The organism is Nonomuraea sp. NPDC005650, from assembly GCF_040605375.1.
Classification (GTDB): Bacteria; Actinomycetota; Actinomycetes; order Streptosporangiales; family Streptosporangiaceae; genus Nonomuraea.
This window is the reverse complement of record NZ_JBEXCR010000028.1, coordinates 134,579-161,095: the sequence shown is the minus strand read 5'-3', so window position 1 is coordinate 161,095 and position 26,517 is coordinate 134,579. Positions and strand designations below refer to the sequence as shown.

The 26,517-nt window shown below is 71.8% G+C and carries 23 protein-coding genes; 14 read left to right on the top strand and 9 right to left on the bottom strand.

The features are described from left to right. Positions 1 to 7 precede the first annotated feature (7 nt). From ABZS69_RS40870 to ABZS69_RS40845, 6 genes are all read left to right on the top strand, one after another. Positions 8 to 1,321 carry a serine hydrolase domain-containing protein gene (locus ABZS69_RS40870; protein WP_355381783.1) on the top strand — a complete coding sequence of 438 codons (1,314 nt, stop codon included), beginning with the start codon at positions 8 to 10 and terminating at the stop codon, positions 1,319 to 1,321. A 69-nt stretch (positions 1,322 to 1,390) separates the two neighbouring features. Beyond that, positions 1,391 to 2,980 (top strand): helix-turn-helix domain-containing protein, encoded by a 1,590-nt coding sequence (locus ABZS69_RS40865; RefSeq protein WP_355381781.1) that lies wholly within the window; start codon positions 1,391 to 1,393, stop codon positions 2,978 to 2,980. A 96-nt stretch (positions 2,981 to 3,076) separates the two neighbouring features. Next, a complete protein-coding gene (locus tag ABZS69_RS40860) occupies positions 3,077 to 4,660 on the top strand; it encodes an ABC transporter substrate-binding protein (protein WP_355381779.1) in 1,584 nt (527 codons plus the stop codon). Further along, positions 4,660 to 5,646 carry an ABC transporter permease gene (locus ABZS69_RS40855; protein ID WP_355381777.1) on the top strand — a complete coding sequence of 329 codons (987 nt, stop codon included), beginning with the start codon at positions 4,660 to 4,662 and terminating at the stop codon, positions 5,644 to 5,646. The genes ABZS69_RS40860 and ABZS69_RS40855 overlap by 1 nt, the downstream gene beginning before the upstream one ends. Beyond that, entirely contained in the window at positions 5,646 to 7,490 is a 1,845-nt protein-coding gene (locus ABZS69_RS40850) for a dipeptide/oligopeptide/nickel ABC transporter permease/ATP-binding protein (protein WP_355381775.1), read from the top strand. The genes ABZS69_RS40855 and ABZS69_RS40850 overlap by 1 nt, the downstream gene beginning before the upstream one ends. Further along, positions 7,487 to 8,164: an ATP-binding cassette domain-containing protein gene (locus ABZS69_RS40845; RefSeq protein ID WP_355381773.1), complete on the top strand. Its 678-nt coding sequence runs from the start codon at positions 7,487 to 7,489 to the stop codon at positions 8,162 to 8,164. Before ABZS69_RS40850 ends, ABZS69_RS40845 begins: the two co-directional genes overlap by 4 nt. Here the strand turns inward: ABZS69_RS40845 and menC are convergent. After that, positions 8,154 to 9,254 (bottom strand): o-succinylbenzoate synthase, encoded by a 1,101-nt coding sequence (gene menC / locus ABZS69_RS40840; protein WP_355381771.1) that lies wholly within the window; start codon positions 9,252 to 9,254, stop codon positions 8,154 to 8,156. The genes ABZS69_RS40845 and menC overlap by 11 nt on opposite strands. Then, complete coding sequence (locus ABZS69_RS40835) at positions 9,251 to 10,015, bottom strand: GNAT family N-acetyltransferase (protein WP_355381769.1); 765 nt, start codon at positions 10,013 to 10,015, stop codon at positions 9,251 to 9,253. The genes menC and ABZS69_RS40835 overlap by 4 nt, the downstream gene beginning before the upstream one ends. A gap of 416 nt (positions 10,016 to 10,431) precedes the next feature. Here ABZS69_RS40835 and ABZS69_RS40830 point away from each other — a divergent pair, with 416 nt between their 5' ends. Together ABZS69_RS40830 and ABZS69_RS40825 are read left to right on the top strand one after the other, a co-directional pair. After that, the gene (locus ABZS69_RS40830) at positions 10,432 to 13,683 is read left to right on the top strand and encodes a family 16 glycoside hydrolase (protein ID WP_355381767.1); all 3,252 of its coding nucleotides are present in this window, start codon (positions 10,432 to 10,434) and stop codon (positions 13,681 to 13,683) included. A 183-nt stretch (positions 13,684 to 13,866) separates the two neighbouring features. Continuing rightward, on the top strand, positions 13,867 to 14,541 hold the full coding sequence (locus tag ABZS69_RS40825) for a methyltransferase domain-containing protein (RefSeq protein ID WP_355381765.1): 675 nt from the start codon (positions 13,867 to 13,869) through the stop codon (positions 14,539 to 14,541). On the opposite strand, the gene ABZS69_RS40820 is transcribed toward ABZS69_RS40825, so the two are convergent. Continuing rightward, on the bottom strand, positions 14,498 to 15,913 hold the full coding sequence (locus ABZS69_RS40820; RefSeq protein WP_355381763.1) for a glycoside hydrolase family 28 protein: 1,416 nt from the start codon (positions 15,911 to 15,913) through the stop codon (positions 14,498 to 14,500). The genes ABZS69_RS40825 and ABZS69_RS40820 overlap by 44 nt on opposite strands. Positions 15,914 to 16,130: 217 nt before the next feature. After that, the gene (locus ABZS69_RS40815; protein ID WP_355381761.1) at positions 16,131 to 16,577 is read right to left on the bottom strand and encodes a MarR family transcriptional regulator; all 447 of its coding nucleotides are present in this window, start codon (positions 16,575 to 16,577) and stop codon (positions 16,131 to 16,133) included. 90 nt (positions 16,578 to 16,667) lie between these two features. On the opposite strand from ABZS69_RS40815, the gene ABZS69_RS40810 reads away from it, so the two are divergent. After that, the gene (locus ABZS69_RS40810) at positions 16,668 to 17,699 is read left to right on the top strand and encodes an NADP-dependent oxidoreductase (protein ID WP_355381759.1); all 1,032 of its coding nucleotides are present in this window, start codon (positions 16,668 to 16,670) and stop codon (positions 17,697 to 17,699) included. Then, positions 17,696 to 18,550 carry an NAD(P)H-binding protein gene (locus tag ABZS69_RS40805; protein WP_355381757.1) on the top strand — a complete coding sequence of 285 codons (855 nt, stop codon included), beginning with the start codon at positions 17,696 to 17,698 and terminating at the stop codon, positions 18,548 to 18,550. Before ABZS69_RS40810 ends, ABZS69_RS40805 begins: the two co-directional genes overlap by 4 nt. A gap of 50 nt (positions 18,551 to 18,600) precedes the next feature. On the opposite strand, the gene ABZS69_RS40800 is transcribed toward ABZS69_RS40805, so the two are convergent. From ABZS69_RS40800 to ABZS69_RS40790, 3 genes are all read right to left on the bottom strand, one after another. Then, entirely contained in the window at positions 18,601 to 19,281 is a 681-nt protein-coding gene (locus tag ABZS69_RS40800; protein ID WP_355381755.1) for a peptidase, read from the bottom strand. Positions 19,282 to 19,398: 117 nt separating this feature from the next. After that, complete coding sequence (locus tag ABZS69_RS40795) at positions 19,399 to 19,965, bottom strand: peroxiredoxin (protein ID WP_355381753.1); 567 nt, start codon at positions 19,963 to 19,965, stop codon at positions 19,399 to 19,401. A gap of 59 nt (positions 19,966 to 20,024) precedes the next feature. Further along, positions 20,025 to 21,410, bottom strand: a complete 1,386-nt coding sequence (locus ABZS69_RS40790; protein WP_355381751.1) for an MFS transporter — start codon at positions 21,408 to 21,410, stop codon at positions 20,025 to 20,027. A gap of 124 nt (positions 21,411 to 21,534) precedes the next feature. Between ABZS69_RS40790 and ABZS69_RS40785 the strand changes: the two genes are divergently transcribed. After that, complete coding sequence (locus ABZS69_RS40785; protein WP_355381749.1) at positions 21,535 to 22,410, top strand: helix-turn-helix transcriptional regulator; 876 nt, start codon at positions 21,535 to 21,537, stop codon at positions 22,408 to 22,410. A gap of 64 nt (positions 22,411 to 22,474) precedes the next feature. On the opposite strand, the gene ABZS69_RS40780 is transcribed toward ABZS69_RS40785, so the two are convergent. Both ABZS69_RS40780 and ABZS69_RS40775 read right to left on the bottom strand, forming a co-directional pair. Then, on the bottom strand, positions 22,475 to 23,089 hold the full coding sequence (locus ABZS69_RS40780) for a dihydrofolate reductase family protein (RefSeq protein WP_355381747.1): 615 nt from the start codon (positions 23,087 to 23,089) through the stop codon (positions 22,475 to 22,477). Between the two features lie 30 nt (positions 23,090 to 23,119). Then, positions 23,120 to 24,064, bottom strand: a complete 945-nt coding sequence (locus ABZS69_RS40775; RefSeq protein ID WP_355381745.1) for a LysR family transcriptional regulator — start codon at positions 24,062 to 24,064, stop codon at positions 23,120 to 23,122. Between the two features lie 108 nt (positions 24,065 to 24,172). Here ABZS69_RS40775 and ABZS69_RS40770 point away from each other — a divergent pair, with 108 nt between their 5' ends. The 3 genes from ABZS69_RS40770 (at position 24,173) to ABZS69_RS40760 (ending at position 26,404) form a co-directional block, all read left to right on the top strand. Continuing rightward, positions 24,173 to 24,871, top strand: coding sequence for an MBL fold metallo-hydrolase (locus ABZS69_RS40770; RefSeq protein ID WP_355381743.1), 699 nt, complete (start codon positions 24,173 to 24,175; stop codon positions 24,869 to 24,871). An 89-nt stretch (positions 24,872 to 24,960) separates the two neighbouring features. Then, complete coding sequence (locus ABZS69_RS40765) at positions 24,961 to 25,404, top strand: SRPBCC family protein (protein ID WP_355381741.1); 444 nt, start codon at positions 24,961 to 24,963, stop codon at positions 25,402 to 25,404. Positions 25,405 to 25,537: 133 nt separating this feature from the next. Beyond that, positions 25,538 to 26,404: an AraC family transcriptional regulator gene (locus ABZS69_RS40760; RefSeq protein ID WP_355381739.1), complete on the top strand. Its 867-nt coding sequence runs from the start codon at positions 25,538 to 25,540 to the stop codon at positions 26,402 to 26,404. Positions 26,405 to 26,517 lie beyond the last annotated feature (113 nt).

The window sequence follows — 26,517 nt, the reverse complement described above, 5'->3', positions numbered from 1 at the left end:
GACCGACATGGACCTGCGGGATCGCATCACCGAGGCGGCGCGCGAGCACGGCGTGCCCGGCGCGGCCGTCGCGGTGTGGCACGACGGCGAGCTGCACGAGGCCGCCACCGGCGTGGTCAACACGGCCACCGGCGTCGAGACCACGACGGACAGCGTGTTCCAGGTCGGCTCCACCACGAAGGTGTGGACGGCGGCGCTGGTCATGCAGCTCGTGGAGGACGGCCTGGCCGAGCTCGACACGCCGGTGGGGGAGTACCTGCCAGGCTTCGCGTTCGGCGAGGTCACCGTCCGCCGGCTGCTCACGCACACGGCCGGCTTCGACGGCGACGTGTTCGAGGACACCGGGCGCGGTGACGATTGCCTGGAGAAGTTCCTCGACCACCTGCGCACCGCCGGGCGCGTGCACGAGCCCGGCGAGCTGTTCTCCTACTGCAACGCCGGCTACTGCGTGCTCGGCGCGCTGGTGGGCAGGCTCCGGGGCGGCACCTGGGAGCAGGTGATGCGCGAGCGGCTGCTCACCCCGCTGGGCGCCACGCACGCGGCGCTGTTCGGCGAGGAGGCCGTGCTCTTCCGCGCGTCGGCGGGCCACGTCGGGCCGGACGCCGCCGTCTACCCCGGCTGGCAGATGCCCCGCTCCAACGCCCCGGCCGGCTCCACCATGTGCCTGGCGCCGCGCGAGCTGGTCGCGTTCGGCCGCGCGCTGGCGGCCGGCGGCCTGGCGCCGAACGGCACCCGGCTGCTGTCGGAGCAGTCGGTGGCCGCGATGCTCACGCCGCAGGTCCACGTGCCCGGGGGCGGGGGCGCGCGGGCCGACCGCTGGGGGCTCGGGGTGGAGCTGTTCGGCTGGGGCGCGTTCGGCCACGACGGCGGCACACCCGGGCAGAGCACGTTCTGGCGCGTCGTCCCCGAGTCGGGCTTCGTCATCGCGATGAGCGGGAACGGCGGCTCGTTCTCCGGCCTCATCGCCGACGTGGCGCGGCCGGTCATCGAGGAGGCGACCGGCCTGACCGTGCCCGCGCCGCCCCTGCCGCCGCAGGCGCCGAACCCCGTCGACGGCACCCCGTACGCGGGCCGCTACACCGGACCGCAGCTCGGCTACGAGGTCGCCGCCGCCGCAGACGGCCTGGACGTCACGCTCATCCCCGGCCCCTTCATGGAGAGCATGGGCGCCACCCGCACGACCGCCCGCTACGTGCACCTCGACGGCGAGTCGTTCATCGCCGTCGAGGCCGAGGGCGGCCGACACGATGTGGTCACGTTCGTGCTGCGGGACGGGAGAGCCGCCTACCTGCACAACGGCCGGGCGGTGGCCCGTGCCTGATCGGCGCGAGGCGTCCGCCGCCGTCGGCCGGTCGCGCTGACGCCGGTTTCCGTGGATTATCGTGAGCCCGTGAGGAGCCGCCCCCGAGCCAGCCTGGGACGGATCCTGCAGGACCTCGGCACCACCGTCCTCGACGTGGCGGCCTCACCCGGTGACCTCGACACCGAGGTCACCGGCGTGCACATCTACGACCCGCTCGACGAGCTGATCGTCCCCCCGGGCGGGATCGTGCTCGCGGTCGGCGTGCGGGGCGTCGCGGAGATCTGCTCGGTCATCGAACGTGCACGCGCCGCCGCGGGCGTGGTCGTGAAGCTGCCGGTGGACGTCGACGAGCAGGTCCGCGCCACCGTGCTGGAGACCGGCGTCGCCGTGCTCGGCCTCACCCGGGCCGCCTCGTGGGCGCAGGTCGCCGCGCTGCTGCGGTCCCTGCTGGCCGAGGCCGACCTGGCCGAGCCCGGCCAGGGGCCGCAGGGGGACCTGTTCTCGCTGGCCAACGCCGTCTGCGCGCTCCTCGACGCGCCCGTCACCATCGAGGACAGGTCGTCGCGGGTGCTCGCCTTCTCCGGCCGGCAGGAGGAGGCCGACCCGGGCCGCGTGGAGACCGTCCTCGGCCGCCAGGTGCCCGATCGCTACCTGCGGATGCTCGACGAGCTGGGCTTCTTCAAGCAGCTCTACCAGAGCCGCGAGCCCGTCTACATGGAGCTCTCGGACGAGGGCGTGATCAACCGGGCCGCCGTGGCGGTGCGCAGCGGCGACGAGATCCTCGGCTCCATCTGGGTGGCCGTGCGCGAGCCGCTCAGCGAGCAGCGGCAGCGCGCGCTCGCCGACGCCGCCAAGATCGTCGCACTGCAGTTGCTGCGCGAGCGGGCCGGGGCCGACACCCAGCGGCGCCTGCGTGCCGACCTGCTGTCCACCGTGCTGGCCGGCGGCGGCGACGCGCCCGAGGCGGCCGGGCGGCTGGGCATCGCCACCGCCCGGCTCTGCGTGCTGGCCGCCCAGCTCGTCTCCGACGACGCCGCCGCGGACCCCGCCCGCGGCGAGAGCGACCGGCAGCGGTTCTGCGACGCGCTGGCCCTGCACGTCGCCGCCATCCATCCCAAGGCCGCCGCCGCGCTCATCGGCTCCGTCGCGTACGCCGTGCTGCCGCTGCACTCGATGGGCGACGAGGAGGCGCGGGCCGTACGGGTGGCGGAGAGCTTCCTGGCCAGGGTCGGGCCCCGCCACGCCGCCAACATCGGCGTGGGCCGGCTGGCCGCCAGCCTCTCCCAGGTGGCCAGATCGCGCGCCGACGCCGACCGGGCCCTGCGCGTGCTGCGCGCCCGCGGCACCGCCGGTCGGGTCGCCGGCTACACGGCCGTGCACTTCGAGTCGCTGCTGCTGCAGGTCGCCGACGTGGCGGCGGCGGAGGAGCAGACGCCCACCGGGCCCTACCAGCGGCTGCTCGACCACGACGCCGAGCACGGCACCGAGCTGGCCCCCACCCTGCGGGCCTATCTGGACGCGTTCGGCGACGTCAACGTGGCCAGCGCCAGGGTGCACGTGCACGCCAACACCTTCCGCTACCGGCTCAAGCGCCTGGTCGAGATCAGCGGCCTCGACCTGTCCGACCCCGACGCCCGGCTCACCGTGATGCTGCAGATGCGGATCTTCGGCCGCTAGCACGAGCCGCCCCGGCTTTTTCGTGTGCGGGCACATGGTACGAGATCTGCGCAGGCAGGAAGGTTGTGGCCATCCCCCCGGTCGTCTGGAGTCCCCATGACCAAACCCGCAGTCGCGGCCCTCGCCGGGCTCGCTCTGCTCACGGCCGCGTGCGGCGGCACGACGAGCGGCCCCGAGCAGCAGGGCAGGCCTGCCACGGGCGGCACCTTCACCTTCGCGATCCCGGCCGACCCCGGCGCCCTCGACCCCGCCATGGGGGTGCTGTCGGTCACCAACAACGTGCTCGCCCTCGCCTACGACACGCTCGTCTCCGTCGACGAATCAGGGAAGATCGTCCCCGCGCTGGCCGAGAAGTGGGACATCAAGCCCGAATCAGTCACCTTCACCCTGCGCAAGGGCGTCACCTGCTCGGACGGCTCCCCGGTGACCCCCTCGAACGTGGCCGACAACGTCAACCACATCGCCGACCCCGCCGCCAAGTCGCCCATCTACGGCGTGCTGGTGCCCGTGGGCATGAAGGCGGCGGCCGACGACGCCGCCGGCACCGTGACGCTGTCCATGCCCGAGCCGTTCAGCTTCATCCTGGAGAGCACGCGGATGATGTACATCGTCTGCGGCAAGGGGGTGAAGGACCGCGCCTCCATCGCTCGGGCCACCTCCGGCAGCGGGCCGTACCAGCTCGCCGAGGCGGTCCCCAGCGACCACTACACGTTCAAGGTCCGCCGCGACTACACGTGGGGTCCCGCCGGAGCCACCGCCGGGGACCTGCCGCAGACGGTGGTGATGAAGGTCGTGCCGAACGAGCAGACCGCCGCCAACCTGCTCATCGCCGGCTCGCTCAACGGCTCCGTCTTCCTGGGCGCCGACCGGTCCCGCGTCGAGGCGTCCCCGGGCGTGAACAAGCGGTCGGTCTCCGCCAGCAACGGCCAGTTCTTCTACCACCAGGGCGAAGACCGGCCCGCCCGGGACCCGGAGGTCCGCAAGGCCCTCACCCGGGCGCTCAACCTCCAGGAGCTGGCCGGCATCGCCTCCGGCGGCACCGGCAAACCGTCCACCGGCCTGGTGCTGGAGCCGCGTCCCTGCCCGGGCGACTCCGTCGCGGGCCACGTGCCCGGTTACGACCCCGCGGCCGCGGCGGCCGCGCTCGACGCGGCCGGTTGGAAGCTCGGCGCCGACGGGTTCAGGGCCAAGGAGGGCAAGCGGCTGAGCCTGCGCCACATGTACGCCACCACCCGAGGTCCCGGCTACCAGGCCGCCGCCGAGTACATGGCCGCGGCGTGGAAGAAGCTCGGCGTCGAGGTGAAGCTGAACGGAGTGATCGACACCAAGCTGTCGGAGTCGCTCAACGCCACCCAGGACTGGGACGTCGTATGGCTGCCGATCGGCGTCACCCTGCCCAGCCAGCTCGTCGGCTTCCTGTCGGGACCCGCCGCACCCAAGGGCGCCAACTTCGCCCACCTGGCCAACAAGCGCTACGAGGAGCTCGTCGCCAAGGCGAGCAAGCTCCCCGCCGCCGAGGCCTGCCCGACGTGGCTGGAGTCGGAGTCGGCCCTGTTCGAAAGCGCCGACCTGGTGCCCGTGGTGGACAACACGGCGCTGCTGGCCGGGAAGGGGGCCACGTTCCGCGCGATCGCCGGAAGCCTGGTGCCCACCTCCATCCGCCTCACGCAAGGAGACTAGTGAGCGATCCCCGGACCCCGGGCAGCCCGCCGGGGAGCAGGGCGCTGCGGGTGGCCGTACGCCGGATCGTGCGGTTCGCCGTGTCGCTGGCGGTGCTGCTGGTGGCGTCGTTCGCGATGATCCACCTCATCCCTGGCGACCCGGTGCGTGCCTCGCTCGGACCGGCCGCCCCGGTCGAGCTGGTCCAGGCGCGTACGGCCGCGCTCGGCCTTGACCGGCCCCTGCCCGAGCAGTTCGTCACGTACGCCGGTGACGTTCTGACCGGCGACTTCGGCACCTCCTTCCTGACGGGGGAGGCGGTGGGCGACGTCATCGCGGCCCGCCTGCCGAACACCCTGGCCCTGGCCCTGCTGGCCACCGCCGTGGCGCTGCTCGTGGCGGTGCCGCTCGGCATGTGGGCGGCCGTACGCACCGAGAACGGCCGCAACCGCGGCACCGAGCTGGCCTTCGGCACGGTCACCGGCACCGCCGTGGCCGTGCCCGAGTTCCTGTACTCGATCGCGCTGGTGGCCGTGCTGGCCGTCGGCCTCGGCTGGTTCCCGCCCGCCGGCAAGGCCGGGCCGCTCACGTACGTGCTGCCCGTCGTGGCCCTGGCGGCCGGGCCGATCGCCATGATCGCCCGGATCACCCGCGTCGAGACCCTGCGCGAGCTGGGCACCGACTACGTGCGCCTGGCCCGCGCCAAGAGGCTGCCCGCGGCCCGGCTGCACCTGCGGCACGTGCTGCCCAACACGCTCACCGCCACCCTGACCGTCGGCGGCCTGCTGCTGACCTCGCTGATCGCCGGCAGCGTCCTGGTGGAGTACGTCTTCGCCTGGCCCGGACTCGGCCTGAAGATCGTCGAGTCGATCACGCAGAAGGACTACCCGGTCGCGCAGGCCGTGATCCTCGTGTACGGCGCCATCGTGCTGATCGTGAACCTCGTCGTGGACCTGGTGCTCGGCGCGCTCGATCCCACCTCGGAGATCAAGGAGGTCTCGGCCTGATGCGGGCCACTACGACCGAGGCGAGGTCCCGGGGCGGCGTGTGGCGCAGCGCCCCGGCGCTGATCGGCGGCGCGCTGGTGCTGCTCATGGCGGTGCTGGCCGTGGCCGGTCCCATCATCTGGGGCGAGGCCGCGGAACGCATCGACGCCGGCGCCATCCTCCAGGGCGCCTCCGCAGAACACCCGCTCGGCACCGACAACCTGGGCCGCGACCTGCTCGCCCGGGTCCTGGTGGCGGGCCGTTACTCGCTGGCCCTGGCGCTGGCGGCCACGCTCATCGGCGCCGTCGGCGGGGTCCTGCTCGGCGTGCTCCCGTCGGTGCTGCCCCGGCGGGCGGCCCGGACGGTCTCAGACGCGGTCAACGCCCTGGTGGCCTTCCCCGGCCTGCTGCTGGCCATGTTCACGGCGACGGTCACCGGGCTCGGCGCGCGCGGCGCGGTGCTCGGCATCGGTGTGGCCATCGCGCCCGGATTCGCGCGGCTCACCCAGACCCTGGCCGCCTCGGTCGCCGGCGCCGACTACGTGGCCGCGGCCCGCATGCTCGGCGTGCCCCGCCGGCGCATCCTCGCCCGGCACATCCTGCCCAACATCGCCGAACCGCTCATCCTCAACCTCGCCCAGTCGCTCGGCGGCGCGCTGCTCGGCCTGGCCGGCATGTCGTTCCTGGGCCTCGGCGTGCAGCCGCCGGACTTCGACTGGGGGCGCCTGCTGTTCGACGGATTCGCGCGGATCTACCTCACCCCCGAGGTCGCCCTCGGCCCCGCGGCGGCCGTCGCCCTGGCCGGCATCGGCTTCAACCTGCTGGGCGACACCCTGGCCAGGGCCGCCGCCCGCTCCCCGGCCGGGCAGCGCGACACCGTCCGCACCGAGCCGCCGCAGCCCGACGGGGAGCCGGACCCGGACGCCGTCCTCGAGGTCCGCGACCTGACCGTCGCGTTCCCGGGCGGCTCGGCCCCCGTACGCGGGCTGTCCCTGACCGTGGCACCGGGGGAGATCGTCGGACTGGTGGGCGAGTCCGGCAGCGGGAAGAGCCTGACCGCCGCCGCCATCGGCGGCCTCGTTCCCTATCCCGGCACGGTGACATACGGCCGGCTGCGCATCGGCGGGGCCGGCGTCGCCACCATGTCCGGCAAGGAGCTGGGCACCGCGCTCGCCATGGTGTTCCAGGACCCGATGGCCTCGCTCAACCCCGCGCTGAGAGTCGGCGGGCAGCTCGCCGAGGTGGCCGTCGTCCACCAGGGCGCGAGCCGCGCGGACGCCCGCCGCCGCGCCGTCGACCGGCTCGGCCACGTCCGGCTGCCCGACCCCGCCAGGCACGCCGCCCAGCATCCGCACGAGCTGTCCGGCGGCATGCGCCAGCGCGCGGTCATCGCCATGGGCCTCATGGGCACGCCACGCCTGCTGGTCGCCGACGAGCCCACGACCGCCCTCGACGTGACCGTGCAGCGGCAGATCCTGCGGCTGCTGCGCGAGGTCGTCGAGGAGACGGGCGCGGCCCTGCTGTTCATCTCCCACGACATCGCCGTCGTCGGCGAGCTGTGCGACCGGGTCGTCGTCATGTACGCGGGCCGGGTGGTCGAGGAGCTGCCCGCCGACCGGCTGGCCGACGGCGCCGCGCACCCCTACACCAAGGCGCTCATCGCGTCCCTGCCCGACCTCGACACCGACCGGAGCCGCCCGCTGGCCGGCATCCCCGGCACCCAGCCGGCCCCGGCGCAGGTCGGCGTGGGCTGCGCGTTCGCCGGCCGGTGCGCGCTCGCCACCGAACGATGCCGGACGCGACGTCCCGAACTCGTCGTCCACGGCCCGCGGCAGCGGGTCTCCTGCTGGGAGGTCACCTCGTGAGGATCGAAGGGCTGACCGTGCGCTACGGCGGCTTCACCGCGGTCGACGACGTCACCCTGGAGATCCCCGACGGCCACGTCGTCGGCCTGGTCGGCGAGTCGGGATCAGGCAAGTCGTCGCTGGCCAGGGCCGTGAGCGGGCTCGTGCCCTACACGGGCCGGATCGAGGGCGCGCCGCGGATCCAGCTGGTCTTCCAGGATCCGTACGCGTCGCTGGACCCGCGCATGACGATCGGCGAGACGGTCGGGGAGGGCATCGAGAGGCGCCGCCGCGCCACGGAGGTGCCGCGCCTGCTCGGCCTCGTCCGGCTGCCCGCCGAGCTGGCCGGGCGCTACCCGCGCGAGCTGTCGGGCGGCCAGCGGCAGCGGGTGGCGATCGCCCGCGCCCTGGGCGGGAATCCCGCCCTGCTGGTCGCCGACGAGATCACCGGCTCGCTCGACGTGTCGGTCCAGGGAGCGGTGCTCAACCTGGTCCGCGGGCTGCGCGACGAGCTCGGGCTGTCCATGTTGTTCATCTCGCACAACCTGGCCGTCGTCCGGTACGTCGCCGACACGATAGCCGTGATGCACCGCGGCCGGATCGTCGAGCACGGGCCCGCCGAGCAGGTCGTCGGCGAGCCCGCGCACGACTACACGCGCGCGCTGCTGGCGGCGGTCCCACGGCTCAGAGGGTGATCCACTCGGTGGAGGTGGTCACCTCGTCGAGCACCTCCGGGATCGGCGCGACGCCGAGCCCGGGGCCGGTCGGCACCTCCAGGTGCCCGTCCGCCAGCTCGAACGGCTCGGTGAGGTCGGTGGCGTAGTAGCGGCGCGATCCCGAGGTGTCGCCCGGCAGGGTGAAGCCGGGCAGCGCCGCGAGCGCCACGTTCGCGGCCCGGCCGAGCCCGGTCTCCAGCATGCCGCCGCACCAGACGGCGATCCCGCCGGCCCGGCACAGGTCGTGGACGCGGCGCGCCTCGAGGTAGCCGCCGAGCCGGCCCGGTTTGATGTTGATGATGGAGCAGGAGCCGAGGGCGATCGCCGCCGCGGCGTGCTCGGCCGACTCGATCGACTCGTCCAGGCAGACCGGCGTCCTGATCCGCCGGGCGAGCTCGGCGTGCTGGACGAGGTCGTCATTGGCCAGCGGCTGCTCGATGAGCAGCAGGTCGAACGCGTCGAGGCGGGCCAGCCGCCGGGCGTCCGCCAGCGTGTACGCGGCGTTCGCGTCGACCTGGAGCAGCAGGTCGTCGCCGAACCGCTCGCGTACGGCGCGCACCGGCTCGACGTCCCAGCCGGGCTCGATCTTGAGCTTGATGCGGACGTAGCCCTCGTCGAGGTAACCCGCGACGGCGTCGAGAAGCTGCGGGACGGAGTCCATGATGCCGACCGACACCCCGCACGGCACCCGGGTCCTCGCCGCACCGAGGAACCGCCCGAACGACTCGCCGGACGCCCGCAACCGCGCGTCGAGGACGGCCGTCTCCAGGGCGGCCTTGGCCATGCGGTGACCCTTGATCGGCTCCAGCGCGCGGCCGACGTCGTGGACGCCGAGCGTCCTGGGCAGGGCGGGCAGCAGGAAGCGGCGGATGACGTCGGCCGCGCCGTCGGCGTACTCGGAGGAGTAGCGGGGCTCGGACATGGCCACGCATTCGCCCCACCCCTCGCCGTCCGGTGTCACGACCCGGACCAGCAGGACGTCGCGGGCGGTCTCCGTGCCGAACGAGGTGCGGAACGGCGCCACGAGCGGCATCGCGATCCGCCGCAGCTCTACTCCGGTGATCTTCACGCTCTCTCCACTACATAGAACGACTTCTCGCAGAACCCGGTCACCCGGCCGCCCTCGGACATCAGGCCGCCCAGCACGTCGCGGACGGCGTGCCGCCACGCCTTGGCCGCGCCCGGATCGGCCCGCCGCAACGCCTCGATGTCGGCGGGCAGGCCGACCAGCACCGTCGGCGCGTCGGCGCGCCCGGCGACGGGCCGCCCGCCCTCGTCCGCGAGCGCCACCACGGCGTGCTCGGGCACCGGGGTGACGGCCGGCTCCCGGCGGGCGAGGGCCTCGACGTGGGGTGCGGTGAGCGGCCAGACGGCGAGCAGGCGGTCGGACTCGTCGCCCTGGTTGATGGCGTCGTCCATGACGCCGTAGAAGCAGGGCAGGTACTCCTTGGGGCGGGCGCCGAGTTTGGCCAGGTTGAAGTGGGCGTTGCGGCGTACTAGGGGGTCGTAGGTCCAGGTGATGCGCTCCGAACCGCGTTCGAGGGCCCAGCGCCGCTGGTGCAGCTTCAGCTCCAGCCCGACGCCCCGCCGCACCGTCGTGCCGGTGATGTGGGAGTGGAACGTGTCGTCCGGGGCGAAGAACCCGACCGAACCGCCGACGAGCCGGTCACCGTCGAAGGCTCCCGCCACGTAGTTGCCGCTGTGCGAGAAGGCGCACATCAGCTCCAGCGTGACGGGCGGGTCGCCGCGTTCGAAGTGCCAGATCTCGTTGTACAGCCCGAGAAGCCGCTCGAACTCCACGATCCCATGAAGCTCCCTGACCGCGATCAACTTGCCGCCTTTCCTCCTGGATGTTCACTGGCGACGGTATGCGAGCGTGCGGTCGGCGTAATCGTGCCGGACAACCAAGAGCGGGCGCGCAATTCGTCGAAGCGCACGGGACGCTCGGCCTTCCGCCCCGACATGTCAGGGCTTTCTTCGATTTTTGGCGAAAGGGTATGGGCAAGTCGAAGATCTCGCTTTATATTACGGCGCAGAGCGGCGTTAACCCATGCATGTTCCAGCGAATGAGACCCGTCATCCGCCGATGGACCACAGATGTCCCCGGCGGAGTCGTACCCCCACGCCACGCCGGACGTGGCACCCTCACCGAGATGGGATGGGCCATGCGGAAATTACCCCTTTTATCCGTCTTACTGCTCACCGCACTCTCATGCCTCGCCGTACCGGTTCAAGCGCGTGCCGCGGTGCCACCGCAGGAGCCGGGCATCACCCTGCGCACCTACGACGTCCAGGTCGAACTGTCCAAGCTCTGCACGCTCAAGGCCGGTCAGACACCCAACGTGGACAAGCTGATGCCCACGATCGACTGGACCTCCGACGCCGACTTCGGCCTGGTCGACATGTTCGTGACCGAGGCCGTCGGCAACATCGCGATCCCCGCCGCGGGCTCGTACGAATTCCGGCTCACCAGCGACGACGGCTCCCGGCTGCGCATCGACGACACCGTCGTGATCACCAATGACGGGCGGCACGCGCCGATCGCCGTGGACGGCATGATCACCTTGACCGCCGGCTACCACGCGCTGCGCATCGACCACTTCGAGCACCTGTACGGCCAGCAGCTCAAGCTGGAGTGGAAGCCGCCCGGCGCCTCGGGGTTCGTCCTCGTGCCGAACTCGGTGCTGAGCACGGACGCGGACGTCGTGCGGGTCACCGCCCCCGGGCGCAAGGAGTGCGAGAGCGGCGCCGACTCTCCCGGCGACGGGCTGCCGCTGAACGCGGTACACCCTGACTTCACCCTCACCGACCTGCGGCCGGAGGGTTTCCAGCCGCAGGTGACCGCGATGGACTGGCTGCCCGACGACCGGTTGGCGATCGCCACGTGGGGCGGCTCGGAAACCAAACTCGGCGAGGTCTACCTGCTCGACAACGTCACAGGCAAGACCTCGCCCGCGCGGGTGACCGCCAAGAAGATCGCCGGCGGGCTGCAGGAGCCCATGGGCATCAAGTACGTGGACGGCAAACTCTACGTGTCGGAGAAGTCCCGGCTGGTGGAGCTGAACGACACCGACGGCGACGAGGTCGCCGACAACCTCAGGACCGTGGCGACCTGGCCGTTCGGCGGCAACTTCCACGAGTTCGCGTTCGGGCTGCTCTACCGTGGCGGCAACTTCTACCTCAACCTCTCCGTCGCCATCAACTACGGCGGCGCCACCACCGACCCGCAGCCGGCGCGGGACAGGGGCACGACCATCAAGGTCAACAAGGCCACCGGCAAGGTCGAGTACATCGCCGGAGGTCTGCGCACGCCCAACGGGCTCGGCTGGGGCCCGGAGGACGACCTGTTCGTCACGGACAACCAGGGCGGCTGGCTGCCGGCCTCGAAACTGGTGCACATCAAGAAGGACCGGTTCTTCAACCACTACACCAACCCCGACGGCCCGTTCGACGACAACCCGGTGAGCTCGCCGGTGCTCTGGCTGCCGCACAACGAGATCGCCAACTCTCCCAGCACCCCGCTGGTCATGAGGCGTGGCAGGTTCGCGGGGCAGCTGCTGTTCGGCGACGTCACCTACGGCGGGATCCAGCGGGCCTACCTCGAGAAGGTCAACGGCGAGTACCAGGGCGCGGTCTTCCGCCTCACGCAGGGACTCGAAGCCGGGGTCAACCGGATCAGCCTGGGGCCTGACGGCGCCATCTACGCCGGAGGTCTCGGCGCGGGCGGAAACTGGGGCCAGCCGGGCAAGCTCACCTACGGCCTGCAGAAGCTGACGCCCGGCGATGACAAGGCGTTCGACATCCTGAAGATGCGCGCGATCGAGGGCGGCTTCGAGCTGGAGTACACCCAGCCGCTGTCGGCGGAGACCGCCGCGTCCCTGGCGGCCAGGTACCAGGCCACCCAATGGCGGTACGCCGCATCCTCCACCTACGGCGGCCCCAAGGTCGATGAGGAGCCGCTGACCGTCACCTCTGCCAAGCTGACCTCCGGCGGGAAGAAGGTCACCCTCAAGATCGCCGGTCTCAAGGCGGGGCGCGTGGTGCACCTGCGGTCACCGCGCCCGTTCAGCTCGGCCTCGGGGCAGCCGCTGTGGAGCACCGAAGCCTGGTACACGCTCAACTCGCTGGTCGGCGGGCCGGCGACCGACACCACGTACGAGGCGGAGAGCGCCTCACACAGCGGCGGCGCGAAGCTGAACACCGACCATCGCAGCTATTCGGGCAGCGGCTTCGTCGACAGCTACCAGACCGCGGGAGCGACCACGCAGTTCGCCGTGCGGGCGGCCGAGGCCGGCACGTACCACGTGGGCCTGCGCTACTCCAACGGCCCGAACCCCGCGCCCGGCACCAAGTCGCTGAGCGTCTACGTCAACGGGACCAAGATCAGGCAGGTGCCGCTGCCCTCTACGGAAACGTGGGACCTGTGGGCCACGCGGGTCGAACCGCTCGCGTTGAAGGCGGGCGCCAACACCATCGCCTACATCTACGACAGCGGCGACACGGGCCACGTCAACCTGGACTCCATCACCGTGGCCGCGCGACCGGTGCTCGAGGCGGAGGACGCCGCGCTGCGCGGTGGCGCGAAGGTGAGCACGAACCGTCAGGGCTACACCGGCAAGGGCTTCGTCGACGGCTACACGACCGCGGGCGCGAGCACGTCGTTCACCGTGCGGACGGACTCACCCGGCCCGCACAACGTCGGGCTCCGCTACGCGGCCGACACCGGCACGTCGGTGAGCGTGTACGTCAACGGCGACAAGGTCAGGCAGGTGCGGCTGGCCGCCACCGACGGCTGGGCCGTCCAGACCGAGCCGCTCGACCTGAAGCGGGGCTCGAACAGAATCGCCTACAGGTACGACTCCGGCGACGCGGGACAGCTCAGCCTCGACCACATCACCGTGTCGAAGGCGCAGCGGATCACGCTGTTCGACGGGTCCAGCCTGGCGGCGTGGGAGAAACGGGCCGGCGGGGCGGCGACCTGGCCGATCGCGAACGGCTCCGTGGAGTCCTACGGCGGCGACATCCGCACCCGGCAGACGTTCGGCGACTTCAAGCTCCACGTCGAGTGGTACGAGCCGGACTACCCGCCGGACGTGACCGGGCAGCAGCGCGGCAACAGCGGCGTCTTCCTCCAGGAACGCTACGAGGTGCAGGTCCTGGAGTCGTTCGGTGACACCACACCGGCGGCCAACGAGGCGGGCGCGATCTACTCCAAGCGCGCGCCCGACCGCAACATGGCCACCGCCTCGGGGACGTGGCAGACCTACGAGATCACCTTCCGCGCGGCCCGCTACACCGGCGCGGGAGTGAAGACCGACAACGCGCGGGTGACGGTCGTCTGGAACGGCGTGGTGGTGCACGACGACGTGGCCATCGACGGCGGCACGGGTGACAACATCCCGGAGAGCGCGGCATCGGGCGGGATCCGCCTCCAGGACCACGGGGACGCGGGCGAGAATCCCCGCTTCCGCAACGTGTGGATCGAACCCGTCTCCTGACCCATACCGCCCGGCTGATCGGGGCGGACCGCCGCCCGCGCGGGAGTGCCCGCGCGAGCGGCGGTCGCCCTTGAGGAGGAGGTCGCTCGGCTCATGGGCCGGTGCGGTCCGGCCGGCGGCAGGAGGGCGAAGATCGGCGTCAGGCAGGATCCGACGGCCGCATCTCGTTTCTAGATTATGATCATGAAAGCAGATCTGTGTGCCTTCCTGAAGGCGGCCGTGCGCAGGCCCGCGGTGATCGGCGCGTTCGCGCCCACGTCCGAGATGCTGGCCGCGCAGCTGGCCGAGGTGGTTCCGAGGAGGGGCGCGCCGACCGTGCTGGAGCTGGGGCCCGGGACCGGCGCGGTGAGCGGCCTCATCAGGTCGCGCCTGCCGCGGGACGCGCGGTACGTCGCCGTCGAGGTCGACCGGGAGATGGTCGATCACCTGGTGGCGACCAGGCCGTGGCTGGAGGTGCTGCACCTGGACGCCGCCGAGCTGGACTCGCGGATCGGCGCGGGGCAGGTGGACGCGGTGGTGAGCGCGTTGCCGTGGACGCTCATCCCCGAACGGACGCAGGGGCGGATCATCGAGGCGGTCGCCAGAGTGCTGGCGCCGGGCGGGAGCTTCACCACGATCGCGTACCTGACCGGGACCCCGTTCGGGCCGGGCAAGCGGTTCCGGCGGCGGCTCGGCGCGTCCTTCGACGAGGTGCTGACGACCAGGACCGTCTGGCGGAATCTGCCGCCCGCGCGGACGTACGTCTGCCGGCGTCCCATCACACCCGGGCCGGACGGGCAGGGGGTCCCCCTTGGGCGGCTGAGAACCTGGCCGGTCAGGACAGGATCAGGGGTTCGCCGTTGGCGAGGACGTTCTTGAGTACCAGGTTCTCGACGTGCTCGACCACGCTCGGCGTCGCGGCGGCGCCGAAGTCCACGTCGCTCAGCGTGACCCCGCGGATCGGCGCGTCGGCGTACCCGCGCAGGTTGAGGGGCCGTTTCGCGGTCACCACGGTCATGTCCCGCACGTCGATCGTGCCCACGGTGGGGTTGAACCCGTGCCCCGGCCCCTCCTCGTAGTAGAAGTTGATGTCGATGACCGAGCCGCCGACCTGGCCGATCTCGATGTCCCTGGCGTAGAAGCCCTCGATGAAGCCGCCGCGCACGGAGTTCGTCTTGAACCGCAGCGCGATGTCGAGGTTGGGGCTGGACATCGCGCAGTCCCTGATGAAGACCTCGCGCACGCCGCCGGACATCTCGCTGCCGATCGTCATGCCGCCGTGCCCGTCGCGGAACGTGCAGCCCTCGACGAGGATGTGCTCGCTGGGGACGTTCACCCGGCGGCCGTCGGCGTTGCGTCCCGACTTGATCGCGACGCAGTCGTCGCCGGTGTCGAACGTGCAGCCGCGGATCACCACCATCCGGCTGGACTCGGGGTTGCAGCCGTCGTTGTTCGGGCCGTGCGTGTCGACCGTGACGTTCTGGACCAGTACGTTCTGCGACAGTACGGGGTGGATCTCCCACATCGGCGAGTTGACGACCGTGACGCCCTCGATCAGCACGTTGCGGCACCGATATGGCTGGATGAAGGACGGCCGCAGGTAGCCGCCCTCGCCGTACACCCGCTGCTTGACCGGCACCCCCTGCTCGGCCTGGGCGAACAGCGCGGCCCTCGCCTCGGCCTGGTGCGGCTCGCCCGGCTCCCAGCCGTAGCTGCCCGATCCCTTCCACGGCCACCAGTGATCGTTGTCCGCCTGCCCGTCGAGCACGCCGGACCCGGTCACGGCGATGTCGCGCTGGCCGTAGGCGTAGATCAGAGGGGAGTAGTTGAGCAGCTCGACACCCTCGAACCTGGTCGGCACCAGCGGGAGGTACGCCTTCGGGTCGGTGCTGAACAGCAGCCTGGCACCGGCGCCGACGTGCAGGTCGACGTTGCTCAGCAGGTGGACGGCGCCGGTCGTGAACCGCCCCTCCGGCACGTCCACATGCCCGCCGCCCACCTCGTGACACGCCCTGATCGCGGAGCGGATGGCCGCCGTGCAGTCCGTGACCCCGTCCCCGGCCGCGCCGAAGTCCCGGATGTCGAAGCGGCGACGCGGGAACTTCGGCCCGCGCACCCGCGCCGCGATGCGATCGGCCCGCTTCCACGGGTCGCCCGTTGAGATCGGAGCTGAAGTCGGAGCTGAGGTGAGGACCGGGGCGGCGAAGGTGGAGAGGGTCATGGCGCGCATGGCGTCGCGGCGGCTCAACACGGGCGGCTCCCTACCGGCTTGGAGGCACCCGGATCGTATGCCAGACCCGTTGCAGTGATCTAGACCAAACTCAGGGCGGCCCGCTGCGTCTCGCCGGAGGAACGGCCGCTGATGCTGGTCATCAGTTACCACCCTCGACTTCGATCAGCGTCGGATACACGACGCCCGATTCGGCGAAGATGAGTGCCTTCCTGGGATTGCTCGCCCCCGAGAAGGGTCAGCCGTTCGGTCCCCGTGTCCCGTTGTCGAGGGCCTTGCGGAGCAGGGCGGCCAGTTGGTCCTGTTCGCGGGCGCTCAGGTTGGCGATGGCGGCGCGGGCGAACTCGAAGGACTTCTCGAAGGCGGCGTAGAGGGCGGTGCCGTCGGGGGTCCGGACGATCTGCCGGGAGCGGCGGTCGTCGGGGTGGAGGTGGCGGCGGACGAGATCGCGCGCCTCGAGCCTGCGGATGATCTGGGTGATGTTGGACGCGTCGCAGCCGATCTCGTCGGCCAGCTCCCGCATCCCGATCTGCCGGGTGAGCCGTCCGAGCACACAGGCCTGCGCCACGCTCAGCCCGTGCTCCAGGGCGGCGGTCTCGTACGCGCGGTCGTAGGCGTCGACGAAGTCGAACATCGCCCGTTCGGCATCGGTCGACGCGGTGACGGGCCCCGAGGGTGCGGCCATGGGACCACTCTACCAAGAACTTGATGCACTCAAGTATGTGTGCCAAGGTAGGTACTTGATTGACTCAAGTATCTATGGAAAGGCGTTCCGATGACGGTCACCAGCAAGGGACGGGCGCGGGAGTGGCACCTGACGCGACGACCGCGAGCACAGGCGTCGGCCGGCGACTTCGCGCTGGTCGAAGCCCAGATTCCCGAATTGCGGCCCGGCCAGGTCCTGGTTCGTAACACACACCTGTCGGTCGACCCGTACATGCGTGGCCGGATGGACGACCGCCCGTCCTACATCCCGCCGTTCCCGTTGAACGCGCCGCTGGAGGGGGGAGCGGTCGGCGTGGTCGTCGAGTCCCGCGCGGACGGCGTCAAGCCGGGCCAGGTGGTCGAGCACTTCCTGGGGCTGCGCGAGGCCACCGTAATCGATGCCGCCTCGGTCGTCCCGATCGACACCGGCGATCTGTCCGCCGAAGCCCATCTCGGCGTGCTCGGCGTGACGGGCCTGACCGCATGGCTGGGCATCACCCAGGTGGCGTCGGTACGACCCGGCGACACGGTGTTCGTCACCGGGGCGGCCGGGGCGGTCGGAAGCATCGCCGGGCAGATCGCCAGGCTGCGGGGAGCCGGGCGGGTGATCGGCAGCGCGGGCTCGCCCGCCAAGGTGCGCCATCTGGTGGACGACCTCGGTTTCGACACCGCCTTCGACTATCACGGCGGCGCGGTCGGCGAGCACCTCGCACAGGCCGCGCCGGACGGCATCGACGTGGTCTTCGACAACGTCGGCGGCGAGCAGTTGGAGGCCGCGATCGACCGGCTGCGGGTCGGCGCCCGGCTGGCGCTGTGCGGGATGGCCAGTCAGTACGACGGCCGGGAGCCGTACGGCGTGCGGAGCCTGTACCAGCTGGTCACCAAGCGGGCGACCGCTCGCGGTTTCCTGGTCACCGACCACCAGGACCAGCTGCCCGCCTTCCGCGCCGAGGTGGGGTCCTGGGTGCGTTCGGCCGAGATCGTCCACCGGCAGACGGTGCTGGACGGCATCGAGCGGGTGCCCGAAGCCCTGCTGGGCCTGCTGCACAGCGGAGCGCCCACGATCGGCAAGGCCGTCGTCCGGCTCAAGGAGCAGGCATGACCCGCACGGTGCTGGTGACCGGAGCCCGGGGCAAGACGGGACGCGAGGTGGCCGCCCGGCTGCGCCGCTCGGGGGTCCTCGTCCGCGCCGGGTCGTCCCAACCTGCTGGTACGACGACCGCCGGGACCGCTCAGGTCCGGTTCGACTGGCATGACCCGGCGACCTGGCGCGAGGCGGTCGCCGGCGTGGACGCGATCTACCTGATGCGCCCCGACCTTCCCGCCGCCCCCGAACTCGTCGCCGGCGCGGTCGAGGCGAACCCGGACGCGCAGGTCGTCCTGCTGTCCGAGCAGGGCGCAGAAACCCTCTCGCCGGACCACTGGGTGCGCCGGGTGGAGGACGCGGTCGTCACCCGGGCCGCTTCCTGGACGCTGCTCCGTCCGTCCTGGTTCCACCAGGTCCTGACCGATCCCCGGTTCTACCGCGACGCCATCCGGGACGACCGCGTCCTGAGCCTGCCCTCGGGCGGTGCCCCGATCGCGTGGGTGGACGCGCGCGACATCGCCGACGTCGCCGTGGCCGTGCTCCGCGCGCCGGAGGATCACCACGGCCGGGCCTACACGATCACTGGTCCTGAGCCGGTTCCGGTCGCGTCCGTCGCGCGGGAGCTCTCCGCGCGCCTCGGCCACCGGGTCCGCGCCGAGGACCCGGCCCCGGAGGACACTCTCCACGGCCTCGACCCCTGGACCGCGGACCTTCTCGACGATCTCTACCGACGCGTCCGGCACGGTGGCTTCGGCGAGCTCTCCCCGGCGGTGAAGCAGATCACCGGACGCGAGCCCACGTCGATGGGCGAGTTCATCGGTGCCCACCTCGACCGATGGAGGGCAAACCCGATGCCCGCCCCGTAGCCTCGACGAACCTCGGCCGTACGTCGACCCGGGCCGCCACGGTGATCCATCTAGCGCATGCGCAGGGCGATGCCGCGGCCGGCGAAGAACGACTCGAACACGTCCATGGGCAGGCTGGCGCGGCGGGCCCCGGGGGTGTGGCCGGAGGGGTTGTGCAGGTGGATCAGGCCGTGTTCGTGGCCGGTGATGAGGACCAGGTGCCCGCCCCGGCCGGGTGCCGGCAGGTCGGGCCGGCGGATCTCCCAATGGACCGAGGCCATCACCAGGTGCCCGTCGGCGAGCAGGCCGGGGAGTTCGGCGGCGGCCAGGTGCGGGTGCACGTCCGCGTGCAGGCGGTGCTCGGCGCGCACGTAGTCGGCGAACGGGGCGTAGTACAGGCCCTTGATCTGGCCATCGGCGTTTTCGACGTAGCCGCCGTAGGCGCGGCAGCCGTGCAGGAGCTCCAGCAGAGGCGGGGCGTGCCCGTCGCGGTGGTCGAGAACCATCTGCAGACAGGCCATGCCACAGCAGTGCCGGCACCACAGGGCGTACTCGGCCCGGGTACGTGCTCCCGACAGTCGCCATTGCGGGTCATCGGCGGGATCGGCGCCGTCGTAGGCGATGGCGCCGATCCGCTCCGCGCTCATGTACTGGGTGAACAGGGCGACACCGTCATGCAGAGCCTGTCGGCCGCTGCCCGCTCCAGGCGTGCAGGCCTGACACCCCATGATCTCCCCCAGCAGTCTCGGCACGGCTGTGCCCCCGGACAGGACCACCTCGATTGTGCCGGAAACGATCTCGATCCGCCCGCGCATCGCCGCCGGCCTCGACCATCTCGGCTTCGGCCACCGCCTGATCCACGCCGACCGCTACAGAGGGTTGCCGCGCAGCCAGGCCAGGACCTCACCGGCATGCTCGCCCGGCGGGAAGATCGGATAGAAGACGTGCTCGATCACACCGTCGCGGATGATCAGAGTCAGCCGCTTGTACAGCGTCAGCCCGCCGGTCTCGAACGTGGGCAGCTCCAGTGCCCGGGCCAGGCTCCGCGCAGGGTCGGAGAGCATCTGAAACGGCAGGTGAAGCCGCTCGACGGCCTCCCGCTGATAGTCAGGGTCCTGGCTCGACAGGCCGAACACGCCGACCGCGCCGGCGGCGAGCAGGTCCTGATAGTGGTCGCGGAAGCCGCATGACTCGGGGGTGCAGCCGCGTGCGCCGGGGATCGAGTCCCAGGCGTCGGGCAGGTCGGTGCCGGGGCGGCCGGTGAGCGGGTAGATGTAGATCACCGTCCGGCCCGCGCCGAGCGCGTCGAGGTGGGCTGTCGTGCCGCCGCTGTCGCGCAGTTCCAGATGCGGCATCTCCGTGCCGGGCAGGTGGGTGGCCGCGCCGTCGTCCTCGGGGACGGGCAGTCCGGCGGGCAGGCTCGTGTAATCGGTCATCAGGCACTCTCCTTGAAGAACCCTAAACCTTGCCCTTCAGGGCAAGGTCAAGCCCCCCGTCAGCCGCGGCCGCGCGGCAGCGTGAGGGCCGCGGCCGTCGTGGCCGCCAGCATCACGGCCGCGACGCACAACGCGACCCGCAGATCGACGATGAACTCACCCCGGTCCGCGACCAAGGCTCCGCAGACGGCCACGGCGAGCGCGCCGCCCGTCTGCCGGAAGGAGTTCAGGACCCCGGCGGCCATTCCGGCCCGGTGCGCGGCGATGTCGTTCAGCAGGACGGCGGTCAGGGACGGCACGGCGAAACCCAGGCCGAGGCCGATCGGGATGAGCATCGCCGCGATCACCGCTCTGCCGGTCCCCGCGTCCATCCAGAGCAGGCCGAACAGCGCCAGCGCGAAGACCGCCTGCCCCACGGCGATCGGCACCCGCGGCCCGAAGCGTGCCGCGGCCCTGGCCGAGGCCAGGTTGGCCACGGCGATCACGGCCATCATCGGCAGGAACGTCAGCCCCGCGGCCATGACGGACAGGTTCAGAACGTCCTGGAAGAACAGGCTCAGCACGAACACCAGCCCGTAGAACGCGGCATTGACGACGAAGCCGATCACGACCGAGACCTTCACCGTACGCGAACGGAAGAGGTCGAGCGGGACCATCGGCGCGGCGGTACGCGCCTCGATCATGATGAACGCGGCCGCCGCCACCGCGGCGAGCCCCAGGCAGCCCAGCACCACGGGCTCGCCGAAGCCGTGCTCCCCTCCGTCGATCACCCCGAAGGTGAGCGCCGCGAGCGCGACGATCGCCGTGAGCTGGCCGTACGGATCGAGCGGCGTGGCACGGCGCGGCGAGCGCTCCGCGCGGGTCAGTACGGCGAGGGTGGCGATGCCGACGGGCAGGTTGACGACGAAGATCGCCCGCCAGCTCAGTGTGCTGGACAGCACCCCGCCGACCACCGGGCCGGCGGCGATCGCGACGGCTCCGCTGACCGTCCACAGCGCGATGGCCCGGGCCCGTTCGGCCGCGTCCGGGAAGGCCTGCCGGACGAGGGCCAGCGAGGAGGGCAGCATGATCGCCGCCGCGCTCCCTTGTACCAGGCGGGCGGCGATCAGCTCGCCCAGCCCCGGCGCCAGCGCGCAGGCCGCCGAGGCGAGCGTGAAGGCCGCGACGCCGGTGCCGAACGCGCGGCTCGCCCCGATGCGGTCGGAGAGCGCACCCGCGGAAAGCAGGAGCGCGGCGAACATCAGCGTGTAGGCGTCCACGATCCATTGCAGTCCCGCCGTGCCGGCGCCGAAGGCCCGCCCGATCCCGGGCAGCGCGACGTTCATCGCCATGGCGTCGAGGTTGAGGAGAAAGATGCCCATGAACGTGGTCGCGAGGATCAGCTTCGGCGTGGCCGGGCGTCGCCGGGCGTCCTGCGGCGCGCGGGCCGGTGCGGGAGTGGTCATGCGTCCAGGCTGGTGAGGAACGCGACGGCCAGGCAGACCGTGGTCTCCCGGGGTGCGCCACAGGGGGTGTGACAGGGCCTGGCTACGGGCCGGACCGGTGATAACCCGCTGGCACAATGACGACATGACCGAGTTCGGGAAGTTTCTACGGGCTCGCCGTGGCGGCATCCGCCCGGCGGACGTCGGGCTGCCCGCCGGGACCGGCACGCGCCGCACACCGGGTCTGCGCCGCGAGGAGCTGGCGGCGCTGGCCGGTGTGAGCATCGACTACTACGTACGTCTGGAACGCGGCAAGGAGACCCGTCCGAGCCCCTCCGTGGTCGAGGCGCTGGCCGACGCGCTCCGCCTCAACGAGGACGAGCGCGGCTTCCTGCGCGAGCTGGCGGCTCGGGCGGCGCGGCGCGCGCCCGAGCCCCGCCCCCTGCCGTCGCAGCGGGTCCGTCCGACCGTCAGGCAGCTTCTGGAGACGCTCCGGCCCAACCCGGCGTACGTCGTGAGCCGCACCAACGACCTGCTGGCGGCCAATCCCGGCGGGTTGCGGCTGCTCCACGGCATCACCGACTGGCCGGAGCGACAGCGGAACACTGTCCGCTACACCTTCCTGCACCCGGCCGCCCGCGAGCTGTGGACGGACTGGGAACGGAAGGCCAAGGGATGCGTCGCCCAGCTCCGGGCGATCGCCGGTACCGACCCGGATGCCCCGGATCTCGCCTCACTCGTGGGTGAGCTGATCGTCAAGAGCCCCGACTTCAACCGGCTCTGGGAGCGGTACGAGGTACGCACGATCGGCGACGGCGAGAAGACGCTCCGGCACCCGGAGGTCGGCACGATGACGCTCTCGCACGAGGGCCTGTCCCTGAACCGCGCACAGGGCCAGCGCCTCATCGTCTACATGGCGCCGCCCGGCAGCCCTGACCACGACGCGATGACCCTCCTCGACCTCGCCGCCTCCACCTCGTCGGGCGGGCCCGGCGCGACGGCACCCGTCTCACCCTCCTGAGCCCACTCCCGTGGTGAGCCGGACCGGACCCGGACGCTCGATGTGAACTTCCGTGACGCCGCCGTCAGCGGACGTCGTAGGTCAGGTGTGTCGCGGTCGAGGTCGGGGTCACGCTCCGCTGCACCAGCGTGCGCGGCGTTCCGCCGGTGAACAGCGGCGTTCCGGCGCCCAGCACGACGGGCGAGAGGTGCAGCGTCAGCTCGTCGACCAGCCCGGCGGCGAGCGCGGAGCCGATCGTGGCGCCGCCGCCCATGAGGACGACGTCGAGGTCCTTGCCGCTGCGCGACGAGGCCGCCTCGGCGCGCTCGCGTGCGGCGGAGACGGCGTCGGGCAGGCCGGTGGTGACGAAGGTCCAGTCGAGGTCGGTGAGCCGCACCGACTCCGGCGGCGAGCTCGTCACGACGACGAACGCGGGCTTGGCGACCTCGCCGGCGCCGTAGCCGGACGTGTCGTCCCAGCCGTGCGGCCCGTCGACCACGTCGAAGAGCCGGCGGCCGAGCACGACGGCGCCCGAGCGGGCGGTCGCCTCGCGCAGGATCCGGCGGTCGTCGGGGTCGTCGGAGAACGCCCAGGTGTGCAGGGCCTCCCCGCCGGTGCCCAGGCCGTTGTCCGGGCCGGGGCCGGGCCCGGTGACGAAGCCGTCGAGGGAGACCGAGATGTCGGCGATGATGCGAGTCATGCCGGGGTAGACCCGATCCGCCGCCCGAACTCATCGGCCCAAAGGGGTCAGGTCGATCTCGGGCACCCATGCCCCAGGGTCGGAGGGGGCGGGAAGCGGGCACGGCCGCAGGTGCCGCAGGAGCGCCCGCAGCAGCGGCCGGGGGTTGCGCCGATGCCAGACGATCGACCAGGGCATCAGCGGCGTCGGCTCGACGATCGGGATGCGCCGCAGGCCGCTCCCGGCCGGGTCGATGCTCATCTCGCCCAGCCCCACCGCGTTCTTCTCCGCCAGGAACTGCTCCACGAGATGCCGCTGGCCGATGGCCGGAGCGTTGAAGCGCAACGGCACGCCCAACCGGTCAGCCAGCCGTACGAGATAGCCACGCCACTCCGCCGCGCCCGCCGGGTCGGGCATCGCGATGCCCGCCTCGCGCAGGTCGGCCGGGCGCAGCACGTCCCTGGCGGCCAGGCGGTGATCCTCGGGCACGAACGCGTGCAGCGGCTCCAGCCGCACCAGCCGGTACGCCAGCTCGGCCGGCCAGGGCGCGGGCGTGTCGTGCACGCGCCCGAACGCGGCGTCGAGCTCCTGCCGCCGCAGGGCCGGCAGCGCCACGGACAGCCCCTGCCGCATGCTCAGCTCGATCCGTACGCGAGAGTCGCGCTCACTCGCCTGGCGCACCATCCGCAGCGGGGTGAACCGCTCGTCGTACACGTCCACCCGCAGCGGCTCGTTCGCCGGGCGGACCGCCTGGATCGCCCGGTCGAACGCGGAGACCGCCTCACGTGCCCGGGGCAGCAGCCGCTCACCCGCCTCGGTCAGCTCCACGGCGCGGGTGGTCCGCTCGAACAACGGCACCGTCAGCGCCTCTTCCAACCGGCGAATGCGCTTCGACAGCGCCTGCTGGCTGATGAACAGCCTCGCGCCGGCCCGGCCGAAGTGCAGCTCCTCCGCGGTGACGACGAACGCGCGCAGGCCCTCGATGTCAGCCTCCACGCCTCGAGGGTGGATTGAAAACCGTTGGTTGTCAATCCACCGCAGATCGATGTTGGACACCACGGGCCGCCTGCGAGTTTGCTGGTCTCTCACCGAAGGGGGCATGAGATGAAGATCGTGGAAGTTCGTCCTGAGTTGCAGCTGATCCTGCTGGAGTTCGGCCAGGCGTACCTCTGGAACGACGCGGGCGCGCTCACGCTGGTCGACACCGGCGTCGCCACCTCCGGCAGGGACCTCGCGGCGGCGATCGAGCGACTGGGCCACCGCAAGAGCGACGTCAGGCACGTCGTGCTCACCCATTTCCACGAGGACCACAGCGGCGGGGCCGCCGAGATCAGCGGATGGGGAGACGTCACCGTACTGGCCCACCGGCTGGAAGCGCCCGTCATCCGCGGCGAGAAGCCCGCACCTTCGCCCTGCTTCACCGACGAGGAGCGCATCCTGCACCGCGACCTCGGGGCCCACCTGCTGCCCGCCGCGCCCTCGTGCCGCGTGGACCGTGAGCTGGAGGACGGTGACATGATCGATTTCGGTGGTGGCGCGCATGTGATCCACACTCCCGGGCACACCGACGGCAGCATCGCGGTTCACCTGCCGCGGTTCGGGGTGCTCTTCACCGGAGACACGGTCGCGCACGTCAACGGGCAGGTCATGCCCGGGGTGTTCAACCTGGACCGCGCGGAGTTGCTCGCCTCCTTCCGCAGGCTCGCCGGGGTCGACGTACAGCTGGCCTGCGTCGGTCACGGCGAACCCCTCCCTGACGCCCACGCGGCCCTCACCGCGGCCGCGGCGGCCCTGCCCGCCTGAACACACACCCCGCCGCACCGCCACACGCCGGCCGGCAGCGGACTCGGCGTCATACTCGGTTGCAGCTCTCAACGACTGTGAGGTCAACCATGCCGGGCACCACGCTCCGCCACGCTTTTCACGTCCCCGCTCCGCCGTCCGCGGTGCTCGCGCACCTCGGCGAGCCGTCGAACTACGTGGGTTTGTCGCCGCTCGTGGTAGCGGTGCGCGACGTGCGCCGAGAGCCCGGCGAGACCCGGTTCGTGGCCGTGGAGCGGTTCCGCTTCCTCGGCTTCGTGACGTACGACAACCTGATCGAGGTGACGTTACGCGCCACCGAGGAGGGCATCGAGGGCGAGGTGGACAGCCCCGGCGGGGTGCGACTCGGCTACCGGTTCGGGCTGGCCGAAGACGGCGTGGGGACCGCGGTCGAGGACGTGCTGACGGTGCACGCGACGCTGGGCCCGGTGCTGCGGTACGCCGCCCGCAAGGCCCGCCAGGTGCAACTCGCCCGCGCGGACATCCTCGCCGGGCGAGCTCCAACGCTGACCTGAACTGCTGCGTAGAGGGCCGGGGCGAAAGCCGAGCGCGAGCTCGCACCTGACCGGATCGGGCATGAATTGTCGGGTACGGCACCATGGTTCGTTCCTACGGTGGTGAGGCAAGCAAGGAAGGAAGGTTGGAAGCGTGCTGGAAGGGCTCAACGCGGCCTTGGAGTACATCGAGCGCAACCTCGACCGCCAGATCGAGGGCGCCGAGCTGGCGCGGGTCGCGGTCACGTCGGAGTACCACTTCCGGCGGCTGTTCTCCGCGCTGGCCGGGATGCCGCTCTCGGAGTACATCCGGCGCCGGCGGCTCACCATCGCGGGCGCGGAGGTGATCGGCGGCTCGGAATCGCTGCTCGACATCGCGATCCGGCACGGTTACGGCTCCGGCGAGGCGTTCGCGCGCGCGTTCCGCGCCGTTCACGGCGTGGGGCCGGGCGAGGCCCGGCGCTCCGGCACGGCGCTGCGCTCCCAGCCACGCATGTCCTTCCGCCTCATTGTCGAAGGGAACAGCACTATGCGATATCGGATCGTGGAGAAGCAGGCATTCACCCTGGCGGGGCGTAAGGCGCGGGTGTCATTGGTGCACGAGGGGATGAACCCGGCCATCGTCGCCTTCGTCCGCAGCGTCGGCCAAGAGACGCTCGACCGCATCGAGCGACTGTCGGACCAGGAGCCGCGCGGCATCGTCAACGTGAGCGACAACCTGCCGGACAGCCGCGAGGAAGGGGTGGAGCTCGACTACTGGGTCGGCGTGGTGACGGGCGGAGAGACCTCCCACGACCTGGACACGCTCGCCGTCCCGGCGGGTACGTGGGCCGTGTTCGAGATCTCCGGCGCCTTCCCGCAGGCGCTGCAGCACCTGTGGCGGGACGTGTACACCCAGTGGTTTCCCGCCAACCCCTACCGCAGCCGACCGGGTCCGGAGATCTCCGCCACCCGGTTGTCCGACGACGGGACCCAGGCCGAGGCCGAGCTGTGGATCCCGGTGGAGCGAGTGCCGGCGTAACCGGTGCGGGCTCCCGGTCCCGATCGGGAGCCCGGCTTCGGCAGGCCGTTCGCCGGGCGCATCAACCCCGGTTGCCTGCCGCGCTGCCACTCCACCTGCCCTGGATCCATGGC

Bases quoted from the DNA above. Each gene is read 5' to 3' on its own strand.
- ABZS69_RS40870 (WP_355381783.1), top strand. From the start codon at position 8: ATGGACCTGCGGGATCGCATCACCGAGGCGGCGCGCGAGCACGGCGTG.
- ABZS69_RS40860 (WP_355381779.1), top strand. From the start codon at position 3,077: ATGACCAAACCCGCAGTCGCGGCCCTCGCCGGGCTCGCTCTGCTCACG.
- ABZS69_RS40850 (WP_355381775.1), top strand. From the start codon at position 5,646: ATGCGGGCCACTACGACCGAGGCGAGGTCCCGGGGCGGCGTGTGGCGC.
- ABZS69_RS40825 (WP_355381765.1), top strand. From the start codon at position 13,867: ATGAAAGCAGATCTGTGTGCCTTCCTGAAGGCGGCCGTGCGCAGGCCC.
- ABZS69_RS40815 (WP_355381761.1), bottom strand. From the start codon at position 16,577: ATGGCCGCACCCTCGGGGCCCGTCACCGCGTCGACCGATGCCGAACGG.
- ABZS69_RS40810 (WP_355381759.1), top strand. From the start codon at position 16,668: ATGACGGTCACCAGCAAGGGACGGGCGCGGGAGTGGCACCTGACGCGA.
- ABZS69_RS40805 (WP_355381757.1), top strand. From the start codon at position 17,696: ATGACCCGCACGGTGCTGGTGACCGGAGCCCGGGGCAAGACGGGACGC.
- ABZS69_RS40795 (WP_355381753.1), bottom strand. From the start codon at position 19,965: ATGACCGATTACACGAGCCTGCCCGCCGGACTGCCCGTCCCCGAGGAC.
- ABZS69_RS40790 (WP_355381751.1), bottom strand. From the start codon at position 21,410: ATGACCACTCCCGCACCGGCCCGCGCGCCGCAGGACGCCCGGCGACGC.
- ABZS69_RS40785 (WP_355381749.1), top strand. From the start codon at position 21,535: ATGACCGAGTTCGGGAAGTTTCTACGGGCTCGCCGTGGCGGCATCCGC.
- ABZS69_RS40780 (WP_355381747.1), bottom strand. From the start codon at position 23,089: ATGACTCGCATCATCGCCGACATCTCGGTCTCCCTCGACGGCTTCGTC.
- ABZS69_RS40770 (WP_355381743.1), top strand. From the start codon at position 24,173: ATGAAGATCGTGGAAGTTCGTCCTGAGTTGCAGCTGATCCTGCTGGAG.
- ABZS69_RS40765 (WP_355381741.1), top strand. From the start codon at position 24,961: ATGCCGGGCACCACGCTCCGCCACGCTTTTCACGTCCCCGCTCCGCCG.